Raw genomic sequence first — 24,413 nt, 5'->3', positions numbered from 1 at the left:
CAGCGGCCGCGCCGCGCAAGCCCGCGGCGAAGCGCGTGAAGCCGGCCGGCTCGGCCGCGGCGCGCGCGGCGGCTGCTTCGTCGCCGGCAACCCGTCCGCCGAAACGCTCGACGTGACGCGAACCCGGTAGCAGGTCGATCATGCGGCTCGCGCTCGTTCTGATGGGAGGCGGCGCACGCGCCGCCTACCAGGTCGGCGTGCTGAAGGCGCTGGCCGAGATCGCGCGCGAGGCCGATCCGCACCGGCACACGCTGCCGTTCGCGGTCGTGTGCGGCTCGTCGGCCGGTGCGATCAACGCGACGTCGATCGCAAGCCACGCGGACGATTTTTCGCACGGCGTGCGCCGCCTGCTCGAATTCTGGGAGCCGCTGCGCGCCGACTATGTGTATCGCACCGACTGGCTTGGCATTGCGGCGGCGGGCGCACGGTGGCTCGCGACGATGAGCTTCGGCTGGGCGGCGCGCCGTTCGCCGCGCGGGCTGCTCGACAACGCGCCGCTCGCGCACCTGCTGCAGCGCGAACTGAGTTTCCACCGGATCGAGCAGATGCTCGAGAGCCGCCTGCTGCACGCGCTCTCGATCACGGCGCTCAGCTATTCGAGCGGCCGGCACCTGACCTTCTACCAGGCCGCCGAACCGATCCAGGCCTGGCGGCGCGCGCAGCGCACCGCGCGGCTCGTCGACCTGTCGGCGTCGCACCTGCTCGCGTCGTCCGCCATTCCGTTCGTGTTTCCGGCCGTGCCGCTCGTGCTCGACGGGCAGATCGAGTACTTCGGCGACGGGTCGATCCGGCAGGTCGCGCCGCTGTCGCCGGCGATCCACTTCGGCGCGGACCGGATCGTCGTGATCGGCGCGGCCGATCCGCGTCCCGAGATTCCCGCCGCGAACGGCTCGGGGCTGGTGCGCGGCTATCCGACGCTCGCGCAGATCGGCCAGCAGGTGCTCGCCAGCGTGTTTCTCGATTCGATCGGCTCGGACATCGAGCGGATCGAGCACATCAACCGGATGATCGAGCACCTGCCGCACCAGGTCGAGGTGGACAGCGGCTGGCGGCACGTCGACGTGCTCGCGATCGCGCCGTCCGAGCGCATCGAGCTGATCGCCGCGAAACACCTGAAGCAGATGCCGGCGACGATGCGCGGATTGCTCGGCGCGATCGGCGGCAGCCAGCCTGCCGGCGCGTCGTTCGCGAGCTACCTGTTGTTCGAGGAGGCGTTTACGCGCGAGCTGATCGAGCTCGGCTACCGCGACGGGCGTGCGCAGCGCGAGACGCTGGCCGGCTGGATCGCGCATGCCGACGGCAGCAGCGCGGCGGCGGCCGGCATGTCGCTGGAAGGCGGTCGCGCGGCCGGCGAAATGCGGGTCTGACGCGCACCGAATGCACCCATAGGACGCCATGCTTACAGATGGGTTGCATTTTCGCGACGGTTGCCCGCGACTGATCGCCGCACCGCGGTTGGCGGCGTGCGACCGGGCCGGCGTCTCGGAACGGTCATGTGCGCGTGCTATTATGGCCGCCGCCGTATATACCATATCGAGCAGCCCGCCGGTCCGGCTGCCGCGCGGGAACCCGTCCGGGAGCCGTGTGGCGCAGGGGACGGGCCCGCCAATGAGCCGGCTTGCGCCGGCCCCCACATCAGGCACGCGCAGCCGGTTCCGTTCGAGTGGAGCGGGGCTGCGGCGTGTCACGAGGCGGCAGCGCGGCCGCCGGCTGCCGGACGTGGAATCCGCGTCCGGGGGGCGAATTCACGCGTAAAATTAGAGTCTTGGCTGCAAAAAGCGCGCTCGCGCGCCCACGCGGCAACAGTCACGTTTAGAGAAGTCGCATTGCGCAGAACAGGGGTGGGACCATCATGAACACCATGCTTTATCCGGAACTTTACAGGTCGCTCGAAGCTGTCCGCTGGGACATGGAGAAGGACATTCCGTGGGACAAGTTCGACGCTTCACTGCTCACCGACGAGCAGGCGAAGACGATCAAGATGAACGCGATCACCGAATGGTCGGCGCTGCCCGCGACGGAGATGTTCCTGCGCGACAACCAGCATGACAGCGACTTCTCCGCGTTCATGAGCGTCTGGTTCTTCGAAGAGCAGAAGCACTCGCTCGTGCTGATGGAATACCTGCGCCGCTTCCGCCCGGAAATGGTGCCGACCGAGGAAGAGCTGCATGCCGTGCGCTTCCAGTTCGATCCGGCGCCGCCGCTCGAGACGCTGATGCTGCACTTCTGCGGCGAAATCCGCCTGAACCACTGGTATCGCTGCGCGGCCGACTGGCACACCGAGCCGGTCATCAAGCAGATCTACGAAACGATCTCGCGCGACGAAGCACGTCACGGCGGCGCGTACCTGCGCTACATGAAGAAGGCGCTGAACAACTGCGGCGACGTCGCGCGTGCGGCGTTCGCGAAGATCGGCGTGCTGATGGCGTCGGCGCGTCGCACCGAGAAGCCGCTGCACCCGACCAACCTGCACGTGAACCAGGCGCTGTTCCCGCGCGACACCGTGCAGTCGCGCCTGCCGGATCCGGAATGGCTCGAGCGCTGGCTCGACGAGCAGATCCGCTTCGACGGCGACTGGGAAAAGAAAGTCGTCGACCGGATCCTGCACAACCTGTCGATCCTGTTCGAGCGCACGTTCGCGACCGCGCAGGAGCTGAACCGCTACCGCAAGGAAGTCACCGGCCGCCTGCAGTCCGAAAGTGGCCCGTCGTCGGCCGCGCAACCGGCCTGAGGCCGACAGGCATCGCTCCCGGCGTGAAGTCGCGCCGGTCGCGATCGCCGCGCCGCATCCATGCATGAAGCCCGCCCGGCCATCCGGCGGGCTTTTTATCTGGCGCCGCCGTATTTCGTCGCGACGCGCATCGCTTACTCCACCCGACCTCCGTCATGCCCGCTACCTTCGAACGCAAGCTGATCACCCGCGACGCCCTCGTTGCCCTGCGCGCGTCGCTGACTTCGCCCGTCGTGTTCACGAACGGCGTGTTCGACATCCTGCACCGCGGTCACGTCACGTATCTCGCCGACGCCCGGGCGCTCGGCGCGTGCCTGATCGTCGGCGTGAACAGCGATGCGTCGGTGCGCATGCTCGGCAAGGGCGACGACCGTCCGATCAACCGCGAGGAAGACCGGATGGCGCTGCTCGCGGCGCTGGAAAGCGTCGACTGGGTCGTGAAGTTCGAGGAGAAGACCCCCGTGTCGCTGATCGATGCCGTTCGCCCGGACATTCTCGTGAAGGGCGGCGACTACGACATGGACGCGCTGCCGGAGTCGGCACTGGTGCGCGGCTGGGGCGGGCGGGCGCTCGCGATTCCGTTCGAGCACGACCGCTCGACCACGGCGCTGCTGAAGAAGGTGCGCGCGCAGCAGTCCTGACGCGGGTGTCGCGCCGTCAGGGCGCGGAGGCCGCGAGCGGCTCGGCCGTGACGGCCGGCGCGGCGATCGGGCCGCCGATCACGGGTTGATCGCTCGCCTGCGCGAGCGGCGTCGCGCGCAGCGCGTCGGGCTGTACCTGCCGGGACAGCACGCCCGGTTCGCGCGGGCCCGCTGCCGGCAGCGGCCAGAACACGCCGCGCACCAGCACGAACGCGAGCAGGTTGGCGAGAAAGAGAACAGCGATCAGCCAGCGCAGCATCGTCGATACTCCTCGTCGTTGGTCAGTCGTTCCACCACCATTCAGTCCCGTCGGGCCGGCCGTCTGGCCGGCTTTTTCATTGCGGCCGACGGATCGTTCGCGGCGGCCCGGCCGCGTGTGCGCGCTGCCGTGTGCATCCGTCTGCATGGGGGCAGGCCCGCCGTCATCGTGGCGAAACCCGCGGCACGGGCTTTCGGCCGTGCCGCCGGCGCGATGCCGGCCGCTTTCCGTCAATCCTGCGCCGCCGTTTCCGCGGCAATCAGCGCGAGTCCCGACAGGATCAGCGCGTCGTGCCGCGTATGCGGCAGCGGCAGCGCACGCGCGACGTCGTCGGCCGCGCCGCCGGCCAGCACGAGCCGAACCGGCGCCTGCCATGCCTCGGCGAGATCGCGCCACGCGCGCTCGATCAGCCCCGCCTGCGCATACAGGCAGCCGGCCGACAGCGAGCGCGGCGTATCGACCTGGAACGGTTCGGCCTGCGCGCCCGCGAGCAGCCCGCTCGCGATGTCGGTGGTGAGCGTCGGCAACTGCGCGGTGTGCGTGCCGAGCGCGCGCATCATCAGCGCCCAGCCCGGCGCGATCAGCCCGCCGGTGAAGCGGCCGTCCGCACGCAGTGCCTCGAGCGTCGTCGCGGTGCCGAATGTGGCAATCAGCACGTGTTCGTCCGGGAACGCCGCGCGCGCGCCGATCAGGCCGGCCCAGCGGTCGCTGCCGAGCTGTTCGGGCGTCGTATAGCCGTTCGTCACGCCGCACTGCACGGGACGCGAGCGTATCGTCGTGCGCGGCAGGCTCGGCCAGCGTGCGTCGAGCAATGCGTCCAGTCGCGCGGCCACGTCGGCGCCCGCGACGTTCGAGATCCAGGCGCCGCGCGGACGCGGCAGGCTCGACCAGTCGGGATCGGCGCCGCCGTCACGCGTATGGCTGAACGCGCCCGTGTCGACGAGCGTGCGCTGCGCGTCGGCGAGCGCCCACTTGATCCGGCTGTTGCCGGCGTCGATCAGCAGATGCGGTTCGCTCATTGTGCTTCGCGCAGCGACACGTCGCCGGCCGCGATCGCTTGCATGCCGTCCGGCGTGTCGAGCAGCAGCTGGCCGGTTGCGTCGATGCCCGTCGCGATGCCGCGCACGCGTTCGACGCCCTGTTCGAGCAGCACGACTTCGCGCCCTGCGTACGCGTGCAGCGCGTGCCAGCGCGGCAGGAACGGTGCGAGCCCGTCGGTCCCGAACTGCGCGAGCGCGGGTGTCAGGGCGTTCAGTGCGGCGGCGAGCGTGTCGGTGAGGTTCGCCGATGCGCACGCGGTCGACAGCGCGGCCGGCGGCAACCCGCTCGCGAGCGTCGCTTCGCGCGCGCGCAGCGCGTCGACCTGCGCGGCGACGGCTTCCGCGCCGCGCACGTTGATGCCGAAGCCGATCACGACGGCGGTCGCGTTGGCGGCGGTCCAGACGGTTTCGATCAGGATTCCGGCGAGCTTGCCGACGATGCGCGGCGTGCCGTCGTCGGTGGCCGTCAGCAGCAGGTCGTTCGGCCATTTGAGCGCGACGCGCGTGCCGGCGTCGAGCGGCAGCGCCGCGAGCCCTTCCGCGAGCGCGACGCCGATCGCGATGCTCAGGCCGCCGAGCGCGTCGACGGGGCGCGGCACGATGCAGCCGACCGAGCACAGCAGCGCGTTGCCGGGCTGCGCGAACCACGGACGGCCTTGCCGGCCGCGGCCGGCCGTCTGCTCGAACGCGACGCGCACGAGCGGCGCGGGCAGCGCGTTCGCGATGCGCGGCAGCGCCTTGAGGCGGGTCGCGACGTCGGCGTTGGTCGAGCCAGTGGCGGCGACGATATCGAGCGGCCACGCGCGCGGCGCGGCATCCAGGTGCGCCTCGAGCCGGTTGCGCGCGATGTGCGCGTCGCCGGAATCGGGCGTGTCGGAGGAGGTGGGGGCGTTCATGGGGGCTATTGTAGCGACAGGGGGCGGCGGTGCGTGCCGAGCAGCGCCGAGGCTGCCATGTTGCCCGTCCGCACACGTCGATCCGTCACCGGGTACTGCGTCGGGCATCCCGCGCGCGATCGCGGGATGCCCGATGTGTCAGGCCGCCGCGGTTCAGCCGGCCGCCGCGCGCCGCCATCCCGTCACGGCGCCACCACCGGATGCTTCAACGCATGCGCGGTCTCGATCCACTGCGCGTGGAATTCGTCCGCATCGGGCTTGAGCCCCAGCTCGCCGTTGCGATACGCCATTGCGAGCGTCTGCACGGCTTCCGGCAACTCGTGTTCCGCCGCACGGCGATACAGCGCGAGCGCGCGCGCCTCGTCGCGCGGCACGCCGCTGCCGTCGCGGTACGCGTTCGCGAGCATGAAGTCCGCGGCCGGGATGTCCGCACGCGATGCGAGATCGAACCAGTGCGCGGCCTGCACGGGATCGGCGGCGGTGCCGTAGCCGCTGCGATAGATCAGCCCGAGGTAATACGCGGCCGCCGGATCGCCATGCCCGGCTGCTTCGCCGAGCAGGGCGCGGGCGCGCGCATAGTCCTTCGGGATGTCGCTGCTGCCGAGCAGCAGCGCCTTGCCGAGCGCGAGCTGCGCACGCCGCGCGGCCGGCGTGTCCGCCTTCCCGTCGTCCTGCACGGCGGTCTCGAGCCAGCCGCGCCCTTCATCGCGCAGCCCCGGCTCGCGCGCATCGACGAGCGCGATGCCGAGCGCCGCCTGCGCGTCGCCCGACCCGCGCCGCGCGAGGGTGCGCAATTGCGCGAGCGCATGCGGCTCGACGGCCTGCGTGACCATTGCCTGCCACTCGTCGAGCTGCGCGGCGCTCGGCGCGGGGCCGGTCGCGCGCCAGCCGGTCGCCGCCGCGGCGACCGCGACAGTCACGGCGGTTGCCGCGAGCAGCGCGGCCGGCGGGAGTTTCGCGCGCAGCAGGCGCCGCGCGGCGGCGGCGAAGCCGGCTTCGGCCGGCCGCATCGTCCGGATCGGTTGCATCACGGGTCTCATGGTCATTGCGTCAGGTCGATCTCGTAGACGGCGAGGTTCTTGCCGGAGCCGTCGTCGGCCGCGACCTGCGTGATGCCGGTCAGCCCGGCCGACGTGGCGTCGCCGAGCCGGTTGGGCGCCGACGCGAACTGCACGTGCGCGACCGAGCTCGCGAGCTTCGTGAAGCGCCAGCTGCGCTGCGCGCCGTCGGCCGCGCGCGTGATCTTGCCGCGCTGCTTCACGAACGCGATCAGCACGTCGCGGTTCGCGTCGGGCGACGCGAAGATCGTCTTGCTGCCGTCGAGGCCCGGGAAGTTGCCGCCGCCGCTCGCGCGGTAGTTGTTGGTCGCGACGATGAACTGCGCGTTCGCGTCGATCGGCGCGCCCTTGTACGTCAGGTTCCTGATCCGGCTGCCGACGGGCTGCGTGACGTCGATCTCGTATGCGAGATCGGCGGACGTGAACATGTCGAAGTTGTAGCCGGGGAAGCTGCTGACGAGCGGCTGCACGGTCGCCTTGGTCGGGTCGATCGTATTGAAGCGCTTCGCGGCCGTCTCGAGCCAGTTCTTCACGTCGGCGCCGCTCACCTTCACCGCGTACACGGTGTTCGGATACAGGTACAGGTCGGCCGCGTTGTTGATCGCGAGCGCGCCCGGCGCGACGTCGGTGTAGTCGCTGCCGCCGCCGAAGCCGCTCTTGAACGGCGCGCTGACCGACAGCACCGGCAGCGACGCGTATTGCGGCAGGTTCGCCTGCACGTAGGTCCGCACGTAGTCGGCCTGCGCCTCGTTGACGATCTGGATCGCACCCGGATCGCCGACGTCCGCGAAGTACGAGTTCATCCGGTAGTCGGTCGAGCCGATCGGCGTCTTCACGTAGTCGATGGTCGCCTGGTGTTCGGCGGCGATCGCGGCGGACACCGACGGATCGGCGGCGACGTAGCTCTTGTCGGCGTTCTGGATCGGCCGCGCCTCGACGGTCGTCTGCGACTTGTCGACGCTCCATGCCTTGCCGTCGAACTTCAGGCCGAGCTTGATCACGCCGAGATGCTTGCCCCAGTAGTTCGCCATCACGGTCGGCACGCCGTTGACGGTGCCCTTCACCTTGTCGACGCCCGGCAGGTTGAACTGCGTGACCGTGCTGTTCGCGTCCGGGAACACCTGGTGCGAGTGGCCGATCAGCATCGCGTCGATGCCGGGCACCTTCGACAGCCACCAGCTGCCGTTTTCCATCGTCGGCGAATACGCGGCGTCGTCGAGGCCGCCGTGCGAGATCGCGACGACGAGATCGGCGCCCTTCGCGCGCATCTCCGGAATGTACTTCTCGGCCGCTTCCTTCAGGCCCGTCGTGTAGACCTTGCCGTCGAGCCAGCGCTTGTCCCAGCTCATGATCGCGGGCGGCGTGAAGCCGATGATGCCGATCTTCACCGGCGCGCTGACCGTCGTGCCGTCCGGCGCGACGGCCGTCACCGTGCGGGTCAGGATCGTGTACGGCGTGAACAGCGGTGCGTTGGTCTTCGCGCTGATCACGTTCGAGAGCACCTGCGGGAAGTTCGGGCCCGCGCACTTCTTCTGCTGCGCGGGGGCCGGCAGCCCGTCGACGTCGAACGTGTTGCCGGTCACCTGCGACAGGTACGGCAGCCCGTAGTTGAACTCGTGGTTGCCGATCCCGCCGCCGTCGAACTTCGCGGCGTTCATCACCTTGTAGATCGCGAGCGTCTGGTCGCAGCCGACCGGCTTCACGAGCGCCTGGTAGTCCGACAGCGCGGTGCCCTGGATCGTGTCGCCGTTGTCGAGCAGCAGCGTGTTCGGGTATTGCGCACGCGCCTGCGCGATCAGCGTCGACACGCGTTCGAAGCCGAGCGAGTCGTCCGCGGCGAGCTTGAAATAGTCGTACGACAGCACGTTGGTGTGCAGGTCGGTCGTCTCGAGCAGCGCGAGCGTGGCGGTCGTGCCGGCGGGGGCCTGGGCCTGCGGCTGCGACGATGACGGCGAGGCGACGTCGTCGCCGCCGCAACCGGCGAGGGCGAAGGCGAGGCTGGCGAGCGCGGCGGCGCCGGTCACGCGGCGGCGGGAAAGCGGGGGGAGACGCATCGATTGTCCTGTTCGGTGTTCTGTTCTATGAGTCGCGACGAATCGCGAGGCGCGCCGCGAGATGGCGGCGCGGGCGCCGACGGCCTGAAGTGCGGCGCGTGAGAGTATCGAAAGGAAACATGACGGAAGAATGAAAGGTGGGCGCGCGGCGAACGATGCGGCGGTCCGTGGCGGGTGTCGACGCCTGCCGCTCCCGGCCGCGCGCCCTGACGGAAATCCTCACGTCGCGGCGCCGGACGGTTCGCTACAATGGCCGCTGTCATCCTTTTGCAAACAACCCGCCTTTGGACTTCGAGACTCCTCCCGGCCTGTCGGTCGACGCCGGCGGTCAGGGCCAGACGGTGCGCCTGTACGGCCAATGGACTGCGCTCGCGCTCGCGCGCAATCGCGGCGCGGTTGCGCGCCGCGTTGCGGGCATCGCGTCCGGGCGCGTGAGCGAATGGGATCTGTCGGGTATCGAACGGCTCGACCACGTCGGCGGTCAGGCGCTGTGGCGCGTATGGGGCCGCAAGCTGCCGGACGGTGTCGCGCTGAGCGCGACGCAGCGCACCATCTTCGAGCGCATCGAACGCCTCGACAGCGAGCGCGAGGCGCCCGAGCGCATCGTGCGCGTCGATCCCGTCACGCGGCTCGGCCAGACGATCTTCTCGTTCGGCGAACACCTGCAGGGCGGCATCGCGATGTTCGGCCTCGTGATCCTCGACGCGCTGTCGGTGCTGCGCCGCCCGCAGACGATGCCGTGGAAGGAAACGTCGGCGAACATCTACAGCGCCGGCGCGCAGGCGCTGCCGATCACCGCGCTGGTCGCGTTCCTGATCGGCATCGTGCTCAGCTATCTGTCCGCACAGCAGTTGCAGATGTTCGGCGCGAACCGCTACATCGTGAACATCCTCGGGCTGTCGGTGATCCGCGAGCTCGGGCCCGTGCTGTCGGCGATCCTCGTCGCGGGCCGCTCCGGGTCGGCGATCACCGCGCAGATCGGCGTGATGCGCGTGACCGAGGAGCTCGACGCGATGCGCGTGATGGGCATCCCGCACGGGCTGCGGCTGATCCTGCCGCGCGTGCTCGCGCTGGGTGTCGCGATGCCGCTGCTCGTGATGTGGACCAACATCATCGCGCTGACGGGCGGCGCGCTTGCCGCGAAGATGGTGCTCGGCATCGACGTCAATTACTTCGTGCGCTCGCTGCCGGGCGTCGTGCCGATCGCGAATCTGTACATCGGCGTCGGCAAGGGCGTCGTGTTCGGCATGCTGATCGCGCTGGTCGCGTGCCATTTCGGTTTCCGGATCAAGGCGAACTCGCAGAGCCTCGGCCAGGGGACGACGACGTCGGTCGTCACGTCGATCACGATCGTGATCCTGGCCGACGCCGTGTTCGCGATCCTGTTCCAGAACGTGGGGCTCGGATGAACGCGTCGAAAGAAACGGCGGCCGATGCCGCGGTGGCCGGTGCCGCGACTGCCCATGCGGCGGCCGTCGGCGCCGGATCGGCCGGCCCGCCGCCGGCCGCCGAGGTGCACGGCGACGACCTCGTGATCGAGGTGCGCAACCTGACCAAGCGCTACGGGCGCAACGTCGTTCACCAGAAGCTCGATTTCGACGTGCGGCGCGGCGAGATCGTGGCGGTCGTCGGCGGCTCGGGTTCGGGCAAGACGACGCTGGTGCGGCAGATTCTCGGCCTGGAGCGGCCGACGTCGGGCACGATCAAGGTGTTCGGCCAAGACACGTCGACGATCGACGACGCGAGCGCGCGGATGATGCGCACGCGTTCCGGGATGCTGTTCCAGCAGGGCGCGCTGTTCTCGTCGATGACGGTGTTCGACAACGTCGCGCAGCCGTTGCGCGAGCTCGGCCGCGTGCCGCCCGACCTGCTGCACGACATCGTGATGCTGAAGCTCGAGATGGTCGGGCTGCCGTGCAAGCACGCGTCGAAGATGCCGGCTGCGCTGTCGGGCGGGATGATCAAGCGGGTCGGCATCGCGCGCGCGATCGCGCTCGAGCCCGAGCTGCTGTTTCTCGACGAGCCGACCGCCGGGCTCGACCCGCAGGCCTCCGACGAATTCGTCGAGCTGATCGCGACGCTGCACCGCACGCTCGGGCTGACGGTCGTGATGGTGACGCACGATCTCGACACGATGGTCGCGCTGTCGACGCGCGTGGCGGTGCTGGCCGACCGCAAGGTGCTGGTCGCAGCACCCGTCGAGGAGGTCGCGAACGTCGACCATCCGTTCATCCACGAATATTTCCTGGGGCTGCGCGGGCGCCGCGCCCTGCAGGCGCTGCCGCCCGAGCGGCGCGCGAAGCTGCCGAAGGCGGCCCTCGAACCGGCGCTGTCCAGCGTCGAGCTGTAACCGGCAAGGACAAGGAACCCTCCGATGGAAAACAAATCACATGCGTTCTGGGCCGGCCTGTTCACGATCGCGCTGACGCTGGCGATCGCGGGCACCGTGTTCTGGTTCAACGTCGACCGCACCGTGCGCGTGCCGTACGACCTGCTCGCGCGCACCAACGTGACGGGCCTGTTCCCCGATGCGGCCGTGCGCTTTCGCGGCCTCGACGTCGGCAAGGTGCAGTCGATCGGCTTCGATCGCACGCATCCGGGGCAGATCCGGATCCGGATCATGGTCGACCACGACGCGCCGATCACGCAGTCGACCTACGGCAGTCTCGGCTTCCAGGGCGTGACGGGCATCGCGTTCGTGCAGCTCGAGGATACGGGGCGCGACCTTGCGCCGTTGCCGTCGTCGCCGAAGGCGATCGCGCAGATCCCGATGCGGCCGAGCCTGTTCGACCAGATCCAGGAGCGCGGCGACGTACTGCTGCGGCAGCTCGAGCAGGCCGCGAAAAGCGCGAATGCGCTGATGTCGCCGGAGATGCGCGAACAGCTGCGCGCGACGGCCGAAAGCCTGCAGCACGCGGCGGACGGGGCGACGACGCTGTCGAAGCAGCTTGCGCCGGCGGTGGCCGCGCTGCCGGAGACGATGCACGAAGTGAATCGCACGATGGCGTCGGCCAACACGCTGCTGCAGCCGAACGGGCCGCTCGTGTCGAACCTGAACAAGGCCGGCACGGCCGCGGAGCAGGTCGGCATCACGCTGAACGATCTCAACGCGCGCGTGCAGTACGACACGCTGCCGCGCTTCAATGCGCTGGCGGGCACCGTCGGCGACGCGTCGCGGCAATTGAAGGACGTTGCCGGTGAACTTGGCCGCAACCCGAGCAGTCTGTTGTTCGGTTCGCCCGGCTCCGCGCCCGGGCCCGGCGAAGCGGGCTTCGTCTGGCCGAGTGCGACGGCCGGGCAGTAACGCCCATCGAAACCGGAAACATCATGCAGGATCACGCCATGCCACGAATTCTTGATCGCGCGCTGCGGCCGGCCGCAGCCGCGCTCGCGGTGCTGACGCTCGCGCTCGCCGCCGGCTGTGCCGGCAACAATGCCGCGCTGTCGAACGTTCGCTACGACCTCGGGCCGGCCGCGCCGGTCGTGACGGCCGGCACCGGCCCCGCGCTGAAGGTGCTCGACGTCGCCGCGCCCGACGGGCTCGACTCGGACAAGTTCGTCTACCGCCTCGCGTACGCGGATGCGCAGCGCATGGCCGTCTATCGCGACAGCCGCTGGACCGCGCCGCCCGCGCAGTTGCTCACGCAGCGGCTGCGCGGCGCATTGTCGTCGCGCGGCGCGGTGCTCGAAGGCTCCGACGGCGTACGCGCGCCGACGCTGAAGGTCGACCTGAACGAATTCGAGCAGGTGTTCGACGGGCAGTCGCAGAGTCATGGCGCGGTCACCGCGCGCGCGACGCTGATGCAGGACGGCAAGGTGCTCGGCCAGCGCACCTTCGTCGCGCGCGCGCCGTCGAGCACGCCCGATGCGGCCGGCGGCGCGCGTGCGCTCGCGGCCGCGAGCGACGAGCTCGTGTCGCAGATCGCCGCCTGGGTCGGCGTGCAGGCGTACGCGGGCACGCCGTGACGCGCGACGCGCGCTCGCGATGAACGCGCCGGACACGCATCGCGCGTCGTCGCTGGCGCGCCAGGCGTTTGCCGCCTACGCGGCGCTCGTCGTCTATGCGTCGCTGTATCCGTTCGACGGCTGGGTGTCGCTCGGCATCGGGCCGTTCGACTACCTGCTCGCGCCGATGCAGCGCTACGTGACCGCGTTCGACGTGGTCACCAACGTGCTCGGCTACATGCCGTTCGGCGCACTCGGCGTGCTCGCGCTGCATCCGCGCTGGCGCGGGGTGGCCGCGACGCTGATCGTCAGCGTGCTGGGCGTGCTGCTGTCGGGATCGATGGAAGCGCTGCAGACCTACCTGCCGACGCGCGTCGCGTCGAATCTCGATCTCGCGGCCAACGCGCTCGGCGCGCTGCTCGGCGCGGCGCTCGCGGCACCCGCCACCGGTGCGCTGCTCGATCGCGGCGCGCTGCGCCGGCTGCGTTTCGCGTGGTTCGAAACCGACGGCTCGACGCCGCTGCTGCTCGCGGGGCTGTGGCCGTTCGCGATCCTCTTTCCGTCGCCGTTCCTGTTCGGCATCGGCGACTGGCCGGCCGCGCTGTGGGAGCGTGTCGACGGATCGATGCAGGACGCGCTGCTCGCGTGGCTGCCGGCCGTGTGGCAGGTGAGCCAGTGGCCCGAGCGCGTCGACGGCTGGCTGTCCGATTCCGCATGGGAAGCCGTGCTCGGCGGGCTGATGCTGTTCGCCGTGCTGGCGATCGCGTCGCTCGCGATGCGCGCCGCCGCCCCGCGCGTGCGGCTCCTGATCGCGTTCGTCGTCGCGACGCTCGTGCTGAAGGCGGCCGCCACATTCATGCAGTCGACCACCGGCCTCGTCGTCGTGTGGGCGACGCCCGGCGCGCGGCTCGGCATCGAGCTCGGCTTCGCGGCGGCGCTGATCGCGTTGCGCGTGCCGGCCGCGTGGCGCGCCATGCTCGCGGCGCTCGCGCTGCTGGCCGGCGTGGCGCTCGTCAACCTGCTGCCGGTCAATCCGTTCTTCGACTTCACGCTGTCGGGCTGGCGGCAGGGCCGCTACGTGCACTTCAACAGCATCGCGCGCTGGCTCGCGTGGATGTGGCCCTATGCGGCGCTGATCTGGCTCGGCCTGCGCGTCGAGCGCGCGTGGCTGCCCGCGGCGGCGCGGCGCTGACGCGGCGATTCCGGCGGGGCGGCCGCGGCTCGGTCGCGGGCAGCGGCGCGCGCTGCTCGTTATAATCGTCCGCATCCTCGATTGCACGGCACCGCGGCAATCGCCCCTCTTTTCGCCCGGCACCGCGCCGGGCCGCACGTCACCATCATGGATTCCTACTACCAGCACCACGTTTTCTTCTGCCTGAACCAGCGCGATCCGGGCGCCGAGCGTCCGAGCTGCGCGCAATGCGATGCGCAGACCATGCAGGAATACGCGAAAAAGCGCGTGAAGGAACTCGGCCTCGCGGGCCCCGGCAAGGTCCGCATCAACAAGGCCGGCTGCCTCGACCGCTGCGAGGAAGGGCCCGTGATGGTCGTGTATCCGGAAGGCACGTGGTACACGTACGTCGACCAGGCCGACATCGACGAGATCGTCGAATCGCACCTGCGCGACGGCAAGGTCGTCGACCGCCTGAAGATCTGAGCGGGCCGGCCGAATGAACGTTCATACGCAGAAGTCGCTGATCGCCGGCCCGGTCGGGCAGATCGAAATCGCGGTCGACGTGCCGGATGCCGTGCGCGAAGGCCGCGCCGCGCCGCGCGGCATCGCGCTCGTCGCGCATCCGCATCCGCTGTTCGGCGGCACGATGGACAATAAGGTCGCACAAACGCTTGCGCGCACGCTCGTCCAGCTCGACTACGTGGTGTACCGGTCGAACTTCCGCGGCGTCGGCGCGACCGAAGGCGTGCACGACAACGGCATCGGCGAAGCGGACGACCTGCTCGCGGTGCTCGCGCACATGCGCGCGCAGCCGGCCTATGCGGACCTGCCGCTCGTGCTCGCGGGCTTCTCGTTCGGCACCTTCGTGCTGTCGCACGTCGCGAAGCGGTTGCGCGACGCGGGCGAGGCGATCGAGCGGATGGTGTTCGTCGGCACGGCCGCGAGCCGCTGGCAAGTCGCCGACGTGCCGGAGAACACGCTCGTGATCCACGGCGAAACCGACGACACGGTGCCGATCGCGTCGGTGTACGACTGGGCGCGGCCGCAGGAGCTGCCGGTCGTCGTGATCCCCGGCGCCGAGCATTTCTTCCATCGCAAGCTGCACGTGCTGAAGCGCATCATCGTCGACGCGTGGCGTTGATCCGCTGAACCGGGCGGCGCCGATGCCGCCGCCCGTCGCGTGGCGCGTTGCCCGACGGCTACACGCCGCACGGCAGCCGGTCGTACCGGGTTTCGGCACGGTCGCACCGGCTGTCCGCCACGCGGCGCAACCCGACTTGCACACTGCCTGCGCACGCCTTTCGCACGGCTTCGATCGCCATCGCCGGCCGTGAAGCCGCGCTATCCTCTGGAAGCCGATGCGCGCCCGCCCGGCGCACGGTTCGCGAAAGTGCTGTTCGCGGCCACGTATAATGGCCGCATTTCGCGTCGCCCGCGGCCCGGCTGGGCCCATGCGGCGCTCGTTTCGCCGCCTGTCCGCCCGCTCGCGACGGCCGCGAACCGAACGCGTCCGCACGAGTCCAACCGGCGCGTTTCACGTCGCCCGACGAAGTCGGGCGAATGGCCGAAACGCCCGCCGCCTTGCCGTTCAACCCTGCGCGTTTCGCGCCGCACTTTCTGCCATCAGCCTGAATCGATCATGCGTCTGTCACCCCAAGGCCTCAAGTCCCTCGCTTCTTCCATCGCCTTTGGCACCGCCGCGCGCAACGTCGCGCTGGGCGTGATGCTGCCTGTCGCGCTCGCGTCGACGATCGTCGTCGCCGAGGCGAAGCCGGCCGCCAAGGCCCGGGCCGCGCATGCGGCGCCCGCCGCCGAGCAGTTCACCGGCGCGCCCGCGACCTTCATGCCGGGCGCGGTGCCGCCGCCGGGCGTGAACGCGCGTTCGTGGGTGCTCGTCGATGCGACGAGCAACACGGTGCTCGCGTCGGGCAACGCCGACGAACGCGTCGAGCCCGCGTCGCTGACGAAGCTGATGACGGCCTACCTGGTGTTCGAGGCGCTCGACAAGAAGAAGATCTCGATGGAGCAGATCGTCACGCCGAGCGATGCGGTGCGCCGTGTCGGCCACGACGAGTCGCGCATGTTCATCGAGGCGAACAAGCCGGTGTCGGTGCACGACCTCGTGTACGGGATGATCATCCAGTCGGGTAACGACGCGGCGATCGCGCTGGCCGAACTGGTCGGCGGCAGCGAAGGGCAGTTCGTCACGATGATGAACGACGAGGCCGCGCGCCTCGGCATGAAGGGCACGCACTTCGCCGACGTGAACGGCATGCCCGACCCGAACCACTACACGACGGCCGGCGACCTCGCGAAGCTGTCCGCGCACCTGATCCGCGATTTTCCGCAGTACTACAGCATCTTCTCGGAGAAGGAATTCAAGTACAACAACATCCGCCAGGGCAACCGCAACCGGCTGCTGTGGCTGGATCCGACGGTCGACGGCCTGAAGACGGGCCATACGCAAGCGGCCGGCTACTGCCTGATCGCATCGGCCAAGCGCGCGATCCCGGGCGTCGACGGCCAGCGCCGCCTGGTGTCGGTGATGATGGGCGAGCAGAAGGAAGGCGAGCGTACGCAGGACAGCATGAAGATGCTGAACTACGGCTATAGCGCGTTCGATGCGGTGCGCCTGTTCAAGGGCGGCCAGGCGATGTCGACGCCGCGCATCTACAAGGGCAAGGAAAACACCGTGCAGGTCGGCGTGAAGAGCGACCAGTGGGCGACCGTGCCGCGCGGCCTCGGCGACAAGGTCAAGACGGAAGTCGACGTGAACGCGCCGCTGATCGCGCCGCTCGCGGAAGGCCAGCAGGTCGGCACCGTGAAGATCGTCGCCGACGGCAAGACGCTGTCGGAGTTCCCGGTCGTCGCGCTGCAGGCCGTGCCGGAAGCGGGTATCTTCGGACGTATCTGGGACTCGATCCTGCTGATGTTCAGCAAGAAGAAGTAAGCGCGACGGGCCTTTGTTTTTACGACTTCATCCCCATCTGGTATAGCCATGAGCCAAGCCGAATTCGAACCGATCGTCTACCTCAGCGTGTCGTCGCAGGAGGAGCTGGTGCCGCTGTCGCAGGCCCGTGTTCCGGTGCTCGACCGCGGGTTCATCTTCGGCGATGGCGTGTATGAAGTCGTGCCCGTTTATGCGCATGACGGCGCGCACGTGCCGTTCCGGATCGAACAGCATCTGGACCGGCTCGCGCGCAGCCTGAAGAAGATCGGCATCGACAACCCGCACGACGCGGCCGGCTGGCGCGCGCTGATCGAGCGCGTGCTCGCCGCGAACGCGGAAGGCCTCGTCGACGGCAACGCGCTCGTCTACCTGCAGGTGACGCGCGGTGTCGCGAAGCGCGGCCACGCGTTCCCGCCGAATGCGGTGCCGACGGTGTTCGCGATGACGAGCCCGTTGCGCCTGCCGCCGGACGAAGAGCGCGCGCAGGGCGTGCGTTGCGTGACGGCCGAGGATCGTCGCTGGCTGCATTGCGACATCAAGTCGGTTTCGCTGCTCGGCAACGTGCTGATGGCGCAGCATGCGGCCGAACACGATGCGTTCGAGACGATTCAGCTGCGCGACGGCAACCTGACCGAAGGTTCGTCGTCGAACGTGTGGATCGTGAAGAACGGCGAACTGATGGCGCCGCCGCGCAGCAACAAGATCCTCGAAGGGATCCGCTACGCGCTGGTCGAGCAGTTGGCCGACGAGTGCGGGATTTCGTTCGTCGCGCGCGAGATCAGCGAGGTCGAGCTGCGCTCGGCCGACGAAATCATGATCACGTCGGCCACGAAGGAAATCCTGCCCGTCACGTCGCTCGACGATCTGCCCGTGAAGGGCGGCAAGTCGGGCCCCGTATTCGCGGCGTTGTACGACGCGTACCAGCGCGCGAAAGCGCGCGAGTTTGAACAGTTTGACCTAACCCGGAGAAAGTGATGAGCGAACCGACCAAAACCATCGAGGTCACCGGCGCGATCGATACCCGGAAGGAGTCGCTGCTGGAGTTTCCGTGCGATTTCCCGATCAAGATCATGGGCAAGGCGCACCCGGAATTCAAGGACACGATCTTCAAGGTCGTGGCCGTTCACGACAACGAGATCGACGTCGAGAAGATCGAAGAGCGCGCATCGAGCGGCGGTAACTACACCGGCCTCACGATCACCGTGCGCGCGACGAGCCAGGAGCAGCTCGACAACATCTACCGCGCACTGACCGGCCATCCGATGGTCAAAGTCGTGCTCTAAGCCCTTTCCAACCGCCTTCCTGCGCGCACTCGGCGGGGGTCTTCCCCGCCGCGCGCCGCGCGTCCAGCTCGTCGCACAGCAGCTTGAACTTGGCGACTTCCTCGAGAATCCACGTCCTGAACGCCTGCACGCGCGGCGTGTTCAGAAGCGGCGGCGGACACACGAAAAAATAGTGCCACGGGCTCGGCCCGTCGATGTCGAACAGGCGCACGAGGCGTCCGTCGAGCAGGTCGTGCACCGCGAGCGAGCGGCGTATCAGCGCGATGCCCTGGCCGTCGATCGCGGCCAGCAGCAGGTTCGACGAATCCTGGTACAGAATCCCGCGTTTCGGCTCGGTCAGCGTGTCGAGCCCTGCCGCGTCGAACCACGGCCGCCACAGCTCGTCGTCCGAGCGCAGCAGGTTGTAGTGCACGAGATCGGCCGGCGTTTGCGGCAGCTTGCCGCCGTTCAGCGTCGGCGCGCAGGCCGGAAAGAACACCTCTTCGAACAGCGGCTCGACGTGCAGCCCCGGATAGTTGCCGAAGCCGAAGCGGATTGCGAGGTCGACGTCGTCGCGCGCGAAATCGGTCAGCGTGTTGGTCGACTGCAGTTCGACGTCGATTTCCGGATGCCGCTCGATGAACGTGCCGATGCGCGGCGTGACGAAGCGGGCGGCGAACGACGACAGCATCGACACCACCAGCCGCCGGTCGCGATCGCTCGCGCGCACTTCGCGCGTCGCGTCTGACAGCATCATCAGCGCGGTGCGTACCTGCTGCGCGTAGCGCATGCCGGCGCCGGTCAGGCACAGCCGCTTGCCGTTGCGCGTGAACAGCTGCACGCCCAGCTCCTCCTCGAGCGCGCGCACCTGGTGGCTGACCGCGCCGTGCGTGACGAACAGCTCGTCGGCGGCGCGGGAGAAATTCTCGTGACGGGCAGCGGCTTCGAACGCGCGAATCGCATTCAGCGCAGGGAGCTGGCGGAGGTCCATTTGCTAATTTTCCTCACATCGACGTGAAAATTGGTCGTTTGGTCGGGCGCCTTTAAGTGACTACGATTGTAGCCATCGAAGCACTTATTGGCGGAGTCGATCATGCAAGAAATTTCCTCAAGCATCACGTTCGAAATTCCTACTGGCGAAACCGTGCCGATGCGGGTGCAACGCAGCACGCGCCTGACGGTTCAATGCGGGCCCGTCTGGGCGACGCGCAGCAACGACGTCGAAGACTACTTCCTGGTCGACGGCGACACGCTCAAGCTGCGCCGCGGCGAGCGGCTGTGGCTCAGCGCGGAAAGCGGGCACGGCGCGCACGTCGCGTTCTCGGTGTCGCGGCCGCCCGCGGAAGTCGCGCTCAGCGGGCTCGCACGGCTGCGCAATCGCGTGAGCGCGCTGCTTCACGATGGCTGGCGCACCGTCTGACAGACCTTTCGTCCGACGGATCCGCGCGATCCGTCCCCTTCCAGGGCCGGCGAGACCCATGGGTTTTCGGTAAACTACCGCCCATGTCCGTCTCGCCGGTTTTCATCGTGCCCACGCCTGTTGCCGTTTCCGAATCGCCCGCCGGATCCCCGGTTCAGCCCGTATCGCCGGTCATCGTGCGCTGGCGGGGCAGCGAGGCCTACGAGACGAGCTTCGACGCGATGCGCGCGTTCACCGACACGCGCACGGCCGACACCGGCGACGAAATCTGGGTCGTCGAGCATCCGCCCGTCTACACGCTCGGCCAGGCCGGCGACCCGGCCCACCTGCTGGTGGCCGACAGCGGCGTGCCGCTCGTGAAGGTCGACCGCGGCGGACAAATCACCTACCACGGCCCCGGCCAGATCGTCGTCTACCTGCTGCTGGACCTGCGCCGGCGCAAGCTGATGGTGCGCACGCTCGTGACGAAGATCGAGGAGGCCGTGATCGAAACCCTCGCGGCGTATAATCTCGCTTCGGTCCGCAAGGCGGGCGCGCCGGGAATCTACGTGGCATCCGGCATGCACGAAGGCGCGAAAATCGCGGCCCTCGGCCTGAAGATCCGTAACGGTTGCAGCTATCACGGGCTGAGCCTGAACGTGAAGATGGATCTGCGCCCGTTTCTTGCGATCAACCCGTGCGGCTATGCCGGACTGGAAACCGTCGACATGGCGAGCCTCGAGGTTGCCGCCGACTGGAACGACGTCGCCCACACACTGGTGGGTCGTCTGATTGCCAACCTCGATGGCGAATCCGCGGCCGCCGACAAGCCGCAGGCACTGGAACATTCGAATGACTGACGTTACCGCTTCTCCCGCACCGGCCGATTCGGCCGCGACCCCGGCCTACGATCCGACCGCCAAGCAGAAGGCGCAGGCGAAGACGGCGCGCATCCCGATCAAGGTCATTCCGATCGAGAAGCTGAAGAAGCCGGAGTGGATCCGCGTGAAGGCGGCCACCGGCAGTTCGCGTTTCAACGAGATCAAGACGATCCTGCGCGAGCACAACCTGCACACCGTGTGCGAGGAAGCGAGCTGCCCGAACATCGGCGAATGCTTCGGCAAGGGCACCGCGACGTTCATGATCATGGGCGACAAGTGCACGCGCCGCTGCCCGTTCTGCGACGTCGGCCACGGCCGTCCCGATCCGCTCGACGCCGACGAACCGAAGAACCTCGCGCGCACGATCGCGGCGCTGAAGCTCAAGTACGTGGTGATCACGAGCGTCGACCGCGACGACCTGCGCGACGGCGGTGCGGCCCACTTCGTCGAGTGCATCCGCGAAGTGCGCGAGCAGTCGCCGGAAACGCGCATCGAGATCCTGACGCCGGACTTCCGCGGCCGTCTCGACCGTGCGATCTCGATCCTGAACGCGGCGCCGCCCGACGTGATGAACCACAATCTCGAAACGGTGCCGCGCCTGTACAAGGAAGCGCGCCCGGGTTCGGACTACGCGCACTCGCTGAAGCTCTTGAAGGACTTCAAGGCGCTGCATCCGGACGTCGCGACGAAGTCGGGGCTGATGGTCGGCCTCGGCGAAACGGAAGAGGAAATCCTGCAGGTGATGCGCGACCTGCGCGCGCACGACGTCGACATGCTGACGATCGGCCAGTACCTGCAGCCGTCGGAGCACCACCTGCCGGTGCGTGCATACGTGCATCCGGATACGTTCAAGATGTACGAGGAAGAGGCGTACAAGATGGGCTTCACGCACGCGGCCGTCGGTGCGATGGTGCGGTCGAGCTATCACGCCGATCTGCAGGCGCATGGGGCTGGGGTGGTCTGAGCACCGCATTCGCCTCCATCTGCAGACGTCCTGCAGTCGAAAAAGCCCGCAGCGATGCGGGCTTTTTCGTTGGCGTGGCCGCTGCCCGCGTCCCCGCACGACAATCGCCACCCGACCGGACGCGCGATCCAATCGAGCATGGAAAGCAAAGCTGAAACATCATCGATAGCTTCGCAGGATAAGTTCGCTCCCGCCGCGCGCAAAGCTCGTAAAGTCGGCTCTCCCGCAGCAATGCCCGCATTCGAAGGAGAGCCGCATGTCCCGTTTCAGCTTCATCCGCCGCGCCGTCGTCGCGCTGACCGCCTTTGCCGCGCTCGGCGCGGCGCACGCCGAATCGCGCGAGGTCGTGATCGCGTACCAGGACATGGTCGTGCCGTGGCGCTACGCGCAGGCGAGCGGTGAAGTCGAAAAGGCGACCGGCTACAAGGTCACGTTCCGCAAGCTCGACAGCGGCGCCGACGTGATCCGCGCGCTCGCGTCGGGCTCCGTGCAGCTCGGCGAAGCCGGCTCCAGCCCGATCGCGGCAGGCCTGTCGCAGGGGCTCGACATCTCGCTGTTCTGGGTGCTCGACAACATCAACGACGCCGAGGCGCTCGTCGCGCGCAACGGCTCGGGCGTGACCAGCATCGCCGGGCTGAAGGGCAAGAAGATCGGCGTGCCGTTCGTGTCGACGTCGCATTTCCATACGCTCGTCGCGCTGCAGGCCGCGGGCGTCAATCCGAACGACGTGAAGATCGTCAACCTGCGTCCGCCCGAAGTCGCGGCCGCATGGGCGCGCGGCGACATCGACGCGACCTACATCTGGGATCCGGTGCTCGCGAAGGTCAAGCAGTCGGGCACGGTGCTGACGACGTCGGGCCGGGTCGCGAAGGAAAGCGGCAAGGCGACCTTCGACGGCTTCGTCGTGAGCCGCAAGTTCGCGCGCGAGAACCCGGCGTTCGTCGCGGGCTTCGTGAAGGTGCTCGCATCGGCCGACGCCGATTACCGTGCGCACGCGGCTGCGTGGAAGGTCGGCTCGCCGCAGGTCGCGGCGGTCGCGAAGGTGTCTGGCGCGAACGCGCAGGACGTGCCGGCGAGCCTCGCGCTCTACGCATTCCCGACGCCGGCCGAGCAGGCGTCGCCGACGTGGCTCGGCGGTGGCGCGCAGTCGGGCGCCGCGAAGTCGCTCGCGGCCACCGCCGCGTTCCTGAAATCGCAGGGCACGATCCAGACGGTGCTCGCCGATTACTCGGTCGGCGTCGATCCGCAGTTCGTGCAGAAGGCCGCGCGCTGAGCGCGGCCATTCGGACAACTCGGGAAACTCATCGCGGAGCCCACGATCATGAGCATGCTGGAAGTCCGTCAGGTATCGGTCTCCTATCCGGGCGAGCGCGGCCGGCCGACGACGCAGGCGCTCGCGCGCGTCGACCTGCGCATCGCGTCCGGTGAATTCGTCGTCGCGCTCGGCGCGTCCGGGTGCGGGAAGACGACGCTGCTGAACTGCATGGCCGGCTTCGTCGCGCCGACGACGGGCGACGTGCGCGTCGACGGCGTGCCGGTCACGGGCCCCGGTGCCGATCGCGGCGTCGTGTTCCAGAAATACGCGCTGCTGCCGTGGCTCGACGTGCTCGAGAACGTTGCGCTCGGGCTGCGCTTCGCGCGCGTGTCGAAGGCCGAACGCGATGCACGGGCGCGCGAGATGCTCGCGCTCGTCGGGCTCGAGCGCCATGCGCATGCGCGCGTGTACGAACTGTCCGGCGGGATGCAGCAGCGCGTCGGCATCGCGCGGGCGCTCGCGAGCGATCCGCGCGTGCTGCTGATGGACGAGCCGATGGGCGCGCTCGACGCGATGACGCGCGGCACGATGCAGGCGCTCGTGCTCGACGTGTGGGCGCGCACCGGCAAGACGGTGTTCTTCATCACGCACGACGTCGAGGAGGCGCTGTTCCTCGCGACGCGTCTCGTCGTGATGACGCCCGGGCCGGGGCGTATCGCGGAGACGTTCGAGCTGCCGTTCGCGCGGCGCTACGTCGAATCGCGCGATGCGCGCGCGGTGAAGTCGTCGCCGGATTTCATCGCGTGGCGCGAGCGGCTGATCGCGTATCTGCATCGCGACGAGCCGGTCGGGGAGACGGTGTGATGCGCGAGTTCGCGCGGCAGGGCACGTCCGTCGGGCGCGGCCGGATCAGTACTTTGCACAGGCAGGACGACATGAGCATGCAGGATTCCTGGGCGGCCGATCGAGCGGCCGCCGGGTTCGGAGAAAACGAGCGCGGCACGCAGCGGCGCGATGCAACGCGCCCGGCGCGCGCGTCGCATCGCTACCGGTTGCCGGGGCAGGGGAAGACGGCGGCCTTGAGCGCGGCGACGGTCGCGGCGCTGGCGGTGCTGTGGTGGGTCGCGACGCATCTGCAGTGGCTGCCGCCGCTGTTCCTGCCCGCGCCGGAAGCGGTGTGGACGGCGTTCGTCGACGCGTGGCACGGCCGCATTCAGGGCGGCCTGCCGTTGTCCGAGCATCTGATGTGGAGCGCCGCGCGCGTGTTCGGCGCGTTCGCGCTCGCGACCGCGATCGGCGTGCCGGCCGGTATCCTGATGGGCGTGAGCCGCATCGCGCGCGGCGTGCTCGATCCGCTGCTGGAGTTCTACCGGCCGCTGCCGCCGCTCGCGTACCTGCCGCTCGTCGTGATCTGGTTCGGCATCGACGAAACGGCGAAGCTGGTCGTGATCTTCCTCGCGTGCTTCGCGCCGATCGCGATGGCGGCGCGCGCCGGCGTGCGCGCGGCGACGATCGAGCAGATCAACGCCGCGTATTCGCTCGGCGGCAGCTTCGCGCAGATCGTGCGCCACGTCGTGCTGCCGGCCGCGCTGCCGGAAATCCTCACCGGGCTGCGGATCGCGATCGGCTTCGGCTGGACGACGCTCGTCGCGGCCGAGATGGTCGCCGCGACGGCCGGGCTCGGGCAGATGGTGCTCAATGCATCGAGCTTCCTGCGCACCGATATCGTCGTGATGGGGATCCTGATCATCGGCGCGATCGCGTGGCTGTTCGATCTCGCGATGCGCTGGGTCGAGCGGCGGGTGGTGCCGTGGAAGGGGCGTGGTTGACGGGGCGTGGTTGAAGGGGCGGAATAACGCAGAAGCGGGGCGGTGCATGTACGCCGTCTCCGCCCGTCCCGCCTG

Annotated in this window: 25 protein-coding genes; 19 read left to right on the top strand and 6 right to left on the bottom strand. The window is 68.9% G+C overall.

What is annotated here, in order from left to right:
• Positions 1 to 140: 140 nt before the first annotated feature.
• The 3 genes from BME24068_RS26415 to rfaE2 all read left to right on the top strand — a co-directional run bounded on the left by BME24068_RS26415 (position 141) and on the right by rfaE2 (position 3,372).
• Positions 141 to 1,367, top strand: a complete 1,227-nt coding sequence (locus BME24068_RS26415; protein WP_174927868.1) for a patatin-like phospholipase family protein — start codon at positions 141 to 143, stop codon at positions 1,365 to 1,367.
• 485 nt (positions 1,368 to 1,852) lie between these two features.
• On the top strand, positions 1,853 to 2,731 hold the full coding sequence (locus tag BME24068_RS26410) for a ferritin family protein (RefSeq protein WP_096507458.1): 879 nt from the start codon (positions 1,853 to 1,855) through the stop codon (positions 2,729 to 2,731).
• A 155-nt stretch (positions 2,732 to 2,886) separates the two neighbouring features.
• On the top strand, positions 2,887 to 3,372 hold the full coding sequence (gene rfaE2, locus BME24068_RS26405) for a D-glycero-beta-D-manno-heptose 1-phosphate adenylyltransferase (RefSeq protein WP_096507457.1): 486 nt from the start codon (positions 2,887 to 2,889) through the stop codon (positions 3,370 to 3,372).
• A 16-nt stretch (positions 3,373 to 3,388) separates the two neighbouring features.
• Here rfaE2 and BME24068_RS26400 read toward each other — a convergent pair whose 3' ends face one another.
• From BME24068_RS26400 to BME24068_RS26380, 5 genes are all read right to left on the bottom strand, one after another.
• Positions 3,389 to 3,631 carry a hypothetical protein gene (locus tag BME24068_RS26400; protein ID WP_096507456.1) on the bottom strand — a complete coding sequence of 81 codons (243 nt, stop codon included), beginning with the start codon at positions 3,629 to 3,631 and terminating at the stop codon, positions 3,389 to 3,391.
• Between the two features lie 230 nt (positions 3,632 to 3,861).
• Positions 3,862 to 4,650: a type III pantothenate kinase gene (locus BME24068_RS26395; protein WP_174927867.1), complete on the bottom strand. Its 789-nt coding sequence runs from the start codon at positions 4,648 to 4,650 to the stop codon at positions 3,862 to 3,864.
• Positions 4,647 to 5,567 carry a biotin--[acetyl-CoA-carboxylase] ligase gene (locus tag BME24068_RS26390; RefSeq protein WP_174927866.1) on the bottom strand — a complete coding sequence of 307 codons (921 nt, stop codon included), beginning with the start codon at positions 5,565 to 5,567 and terminating at the stop codon, positions 4,647 to 4,649. The genes BME24068_RS26395 and BME24068_RS26390 overlap by 4 nt, the downstream gene beginning before the upstream one ends.
• Before the next feature lie 182 nt (positions 5,568 to 5,749).
• Positions 5,750 to 6,595: a tetratricopeptide repeat protein gene (locus tag BME24068_RS26385; protein WP_174927865.1), complete on the bottom strand. Its 846-nt coding sequence runs from the start codon at positions 6,593 to 6,595 to the stop codon at positions 5,750 to 5,752.
• Between the two features lie 14 nt (positions 6,596 to 6,609).
• Positions 6,610 to 8,679, bottom strand: a complete 2,070-nt coding sequence (locus tag BME24068_RS26380) for a bifunctional 2',3'-cyclic-nucleotide 2'-phosphodiesterase/3'-nucleotidase (RefSeq protein WP_174927864.1) — start codon at positions 8,677 to 8,679, stop codon at positions 6,610 to 6,612.
• A 284-nt stretch (positions 8,680 to 8,963) separates the two neighbouring features.
• On the opposite strand from BME24068_RS26380, the gene BME24068_RS26375 reads away from it, so the two are divergent.
• From BME24068_RS26375 to BME24068_RS26330, 10 genes are all read left to right on the top strand, one after another.
• Positions 8,964 to 10,088 (top strand): MlaE family ABC transporter permease, encoded by a 1,125-nt coding sequence (locus tag BME24068_RS26375; protein ID WP_096507448.1) that lies wholly within the window; start codon positions 8,964 to 8,966, stop codon positions 10,086 to 10,088.
• Positions 10,085 to 11,029, top strand: coding sequence for an ABC transporter ATP-binding protein (locus BME24068_RS26370; protein WP_174927863.1), 945 nt, complete (start codon positions 10,085 to 10,087; stop codon positions 11,027 to 11,029). The genes BME24068_RS26375 and BME24068_RS26370 overlap by 4 nt, the downstream gene beginning before the upstream one ends.
• A gap of 24 nt (positions 11,030 to 11,053) precedes the next feature.
• Positions 11,054 to 11,983, top strand: a complete 930-nt coding sequence (locus tag BME24068_RS26365) for an MlaD family protein (RefSeq protein WP_096507446.1) — start codon at positions 11,054 to 11,056, stop codon at positions 11,981 to 11,983.
• Between the two features lie 38 nt (positions 11,984 to 12,021).
• Positions 12,022 to 12,645, top strand: coding sequence for an ABC-type transport auxiliary lipoprotein family protein (locus tag BME24068_RS26360; RefSeq protein WP_096507468.1), 624 nt, complete (start codon positions 12,022 to 12,024; stop codon positions 12,643 to 12,645).
• A 19-nt stretch (positions 12,646 to 12,664) separates the two neighbouring features.
• The gene (locus tag BME24068_RS26355; protein WP_174927862.1) at positions 12,665 to 13,816 is read left to right on the top strand and encodes a VanZ family protein; all 1,152 of its coding nucleotides are present in this window, start codon (positions 12,665 to 12,667) and stop codon (positions 13,814 to 13,816) included.
• A 147-nt stretch (positions 13,817 to 13,963) separates the two neighbouring features.
• On the top strand, positions 13,964 to 14,281 hold the full coding sequence (locus tag BME24068_RS26350; protein WP_006485233.1) for a (2Fe-2S) ferredoxin domain-containing protein: 318 nt from the start codon (positions 13,964 to 13,966) through the stop codon (positions 14,279 to 14,281).
• Between the two features lie 13 nt (positions 14,282 to 14,294).
• Complete coding sequence (locus tag BME24068_RS26345; protein ID WP_174927861.1) at positions 14,295 to 14,939, top strand: alpha/beta hydrolase; 645 nt, start codon at positions 14,295 to 14,297, stop codon at positions 14,937 to 14,939.
• A 498-nt stretch (positions 14,940 to 15,437) separates the two neighbouring features.
• Positions 15,438 to 16,748, top strand: coding sequence for a D-alanyl-D-alanine carboxypeptidase family protein (locus BME24068_RS26340; protein WP_174927860.1), 1,311 nt, complete (start codon positions 15,438 to 15,440; stop codon positions 16,746 to 16,748).
• A gap of 48 nt (positions 16,749 to 16,796) precedes the next feature.
• A complete protein-coding gene (locus tag BME24068_RS26335; RefSeq protein WP_174927859.1) occupies positions 16,797 to 17,723 on the top strand; it encodes a D-amino acid aminotransferase in 927 nt (308 codons plus the stop codon).
• Positions 17,723 to 18,031: an HP0495 family protein gene (locus BME24068_RS26330; RefSeq protein ID WP_011353335.1), complete on the top strand. Its 309-nt coding sequence runs from the start codon at positions 17,723 to 17,725 to the stop codon at positions 18,029 to 18,031. The genes BME24068_RS26335 and BME24068_RS26330 overlap by 1 nt, the downstream gene beginning before the upstream one ends.
• On the opposite strand, the gene BME24068_RS26325 is transcribed toward BME24068_RS26330, so the two are convergent.
• Positions 18,015 to 19,001 carry a transcriptional regulator GcvA gene (locus tag BME24068_RS26325; protein WP_174927858.1) on the bottom strand — a complete coding sequence of 329 codons (987 nt, stop codon included), beginning with the start codon at positions 18,999 to 19,001 and terminating at the stop codon, positions 18,015 to 18,017. The genes BME24068_RS26330 and BME24068_RS26325 overlap by 17 nt on opposite strands.
• A gap of 102 nt (positions 19,002 to 19,103) precedes the next feature.
• On the opposite strand from BME24068_RS26325, the gene BME24068_RS26320 reads away from it, so the two are divergent.
• The 6 genes from BME24068_RS26320 to BME24068_RS26295 all read left to right on the top strand — a co-directional run bounded on the left by BME24068_RS26320 (position 19,104) and on the right by BME24068_RS26295 (position 24,338).
• Positions 19,104 to 19,430 carry a DUF2917 domain-containing protein gene (locus BME24068_RS26320; RefSeq protein WP_096507466.1) on the top strand — a complete coding sequence of 109 codons (327 nt, stop codon included), beginning with the start codon at positions 19,104 to 19,106 and terminating at the stop codon, positions 19,428 to 19,430.
• Between the two features lie 83 nt (positions 19,431 to 19,513).
• Positions 19,514 to 20,269: a lipoyl(octanoyl) transferase LipB gene (gene lipB / locus BME24068_RS26315; RefSeq protein WP_096507441.1), complete on the top strand. Its 756-nt coding sequence runs from the start codon at positions 19,514 to 19,516 to the stop codon at positions 20,267 to 20,269.
• Positions 20,262 to 21,254, top strand: coding sequence for a lipoyl synthase (gene lipA, locus BME24068_RS26310; protein WP_059451537.1), 993 nt, complete (start codon positions 20,262 to 20,264; stop codon positions 21,252 to 21,254). The genes lipB and lipA overlap by 8 nt, the downstream gene beginning before the upstream one ends.
• Before the next feature lie 256 nt (positions 21,255 to 21,510).
• The gene (gene tauA, locus BME24068_RS26305; protein WP_174927857.1) at positions 21,511 to 22,527 is read left to right on the top strand and encodes a taurine ABC transporter substrate-binding protein; all 1,017 of its coding nucleotides are present in this window, start codon (positions 21,511 to 21,513) and stop codon (positions 22,525 to 22,527) included.
• Between the two features lie 48 nt (positions 22,528 to 22,575).
• Positions 22,576 to 23,373, top strand: coding sequence for a taurine ABC transporter ATP-binding protein (locus tag BME24068_RS26300; RefSeq protein ID WP_174927856.1), 798 nt, complete (start codon positions 22,576 to 22,578; stop codon positions 23,371 to 23,373).
• Positions 23,373 to 24,338 carry an ABC transporter permease subunit gene (locus tag BME24068_RS26295; protein WP_174927855.1) on the top strand — a complete coding sequence of 322 codons (966 nt, stop codon included), beginning with the start codon at positions 23,373 to 23,375 and terminating at the stop codon, positions 24,336 to 24,338. Before BME24068_RS26300 ends, BME24068_RS26295 begins: the two co-directional genes overlap by 1 nt.
• The last annotated feature ends 75 nt before the right edge of the window (positions 24,339 to 24,413 follow it).

Source organism: Burkholderia anthina (genome assembly GCF_902498995.1).
Taxonomy (GTDB): domain Bacteria; phylum Pseudomonadota; class Gammaproteobacteria; order Burkholderiales; family Burkholderiaceae; genus Burkholderia; species Burkholderia anthina.
The sequence above is the reverse complement of the archived record's forward strand: the minus strand, read 5'-3'. Positions and strand labels throughout refer to the sequence as shown.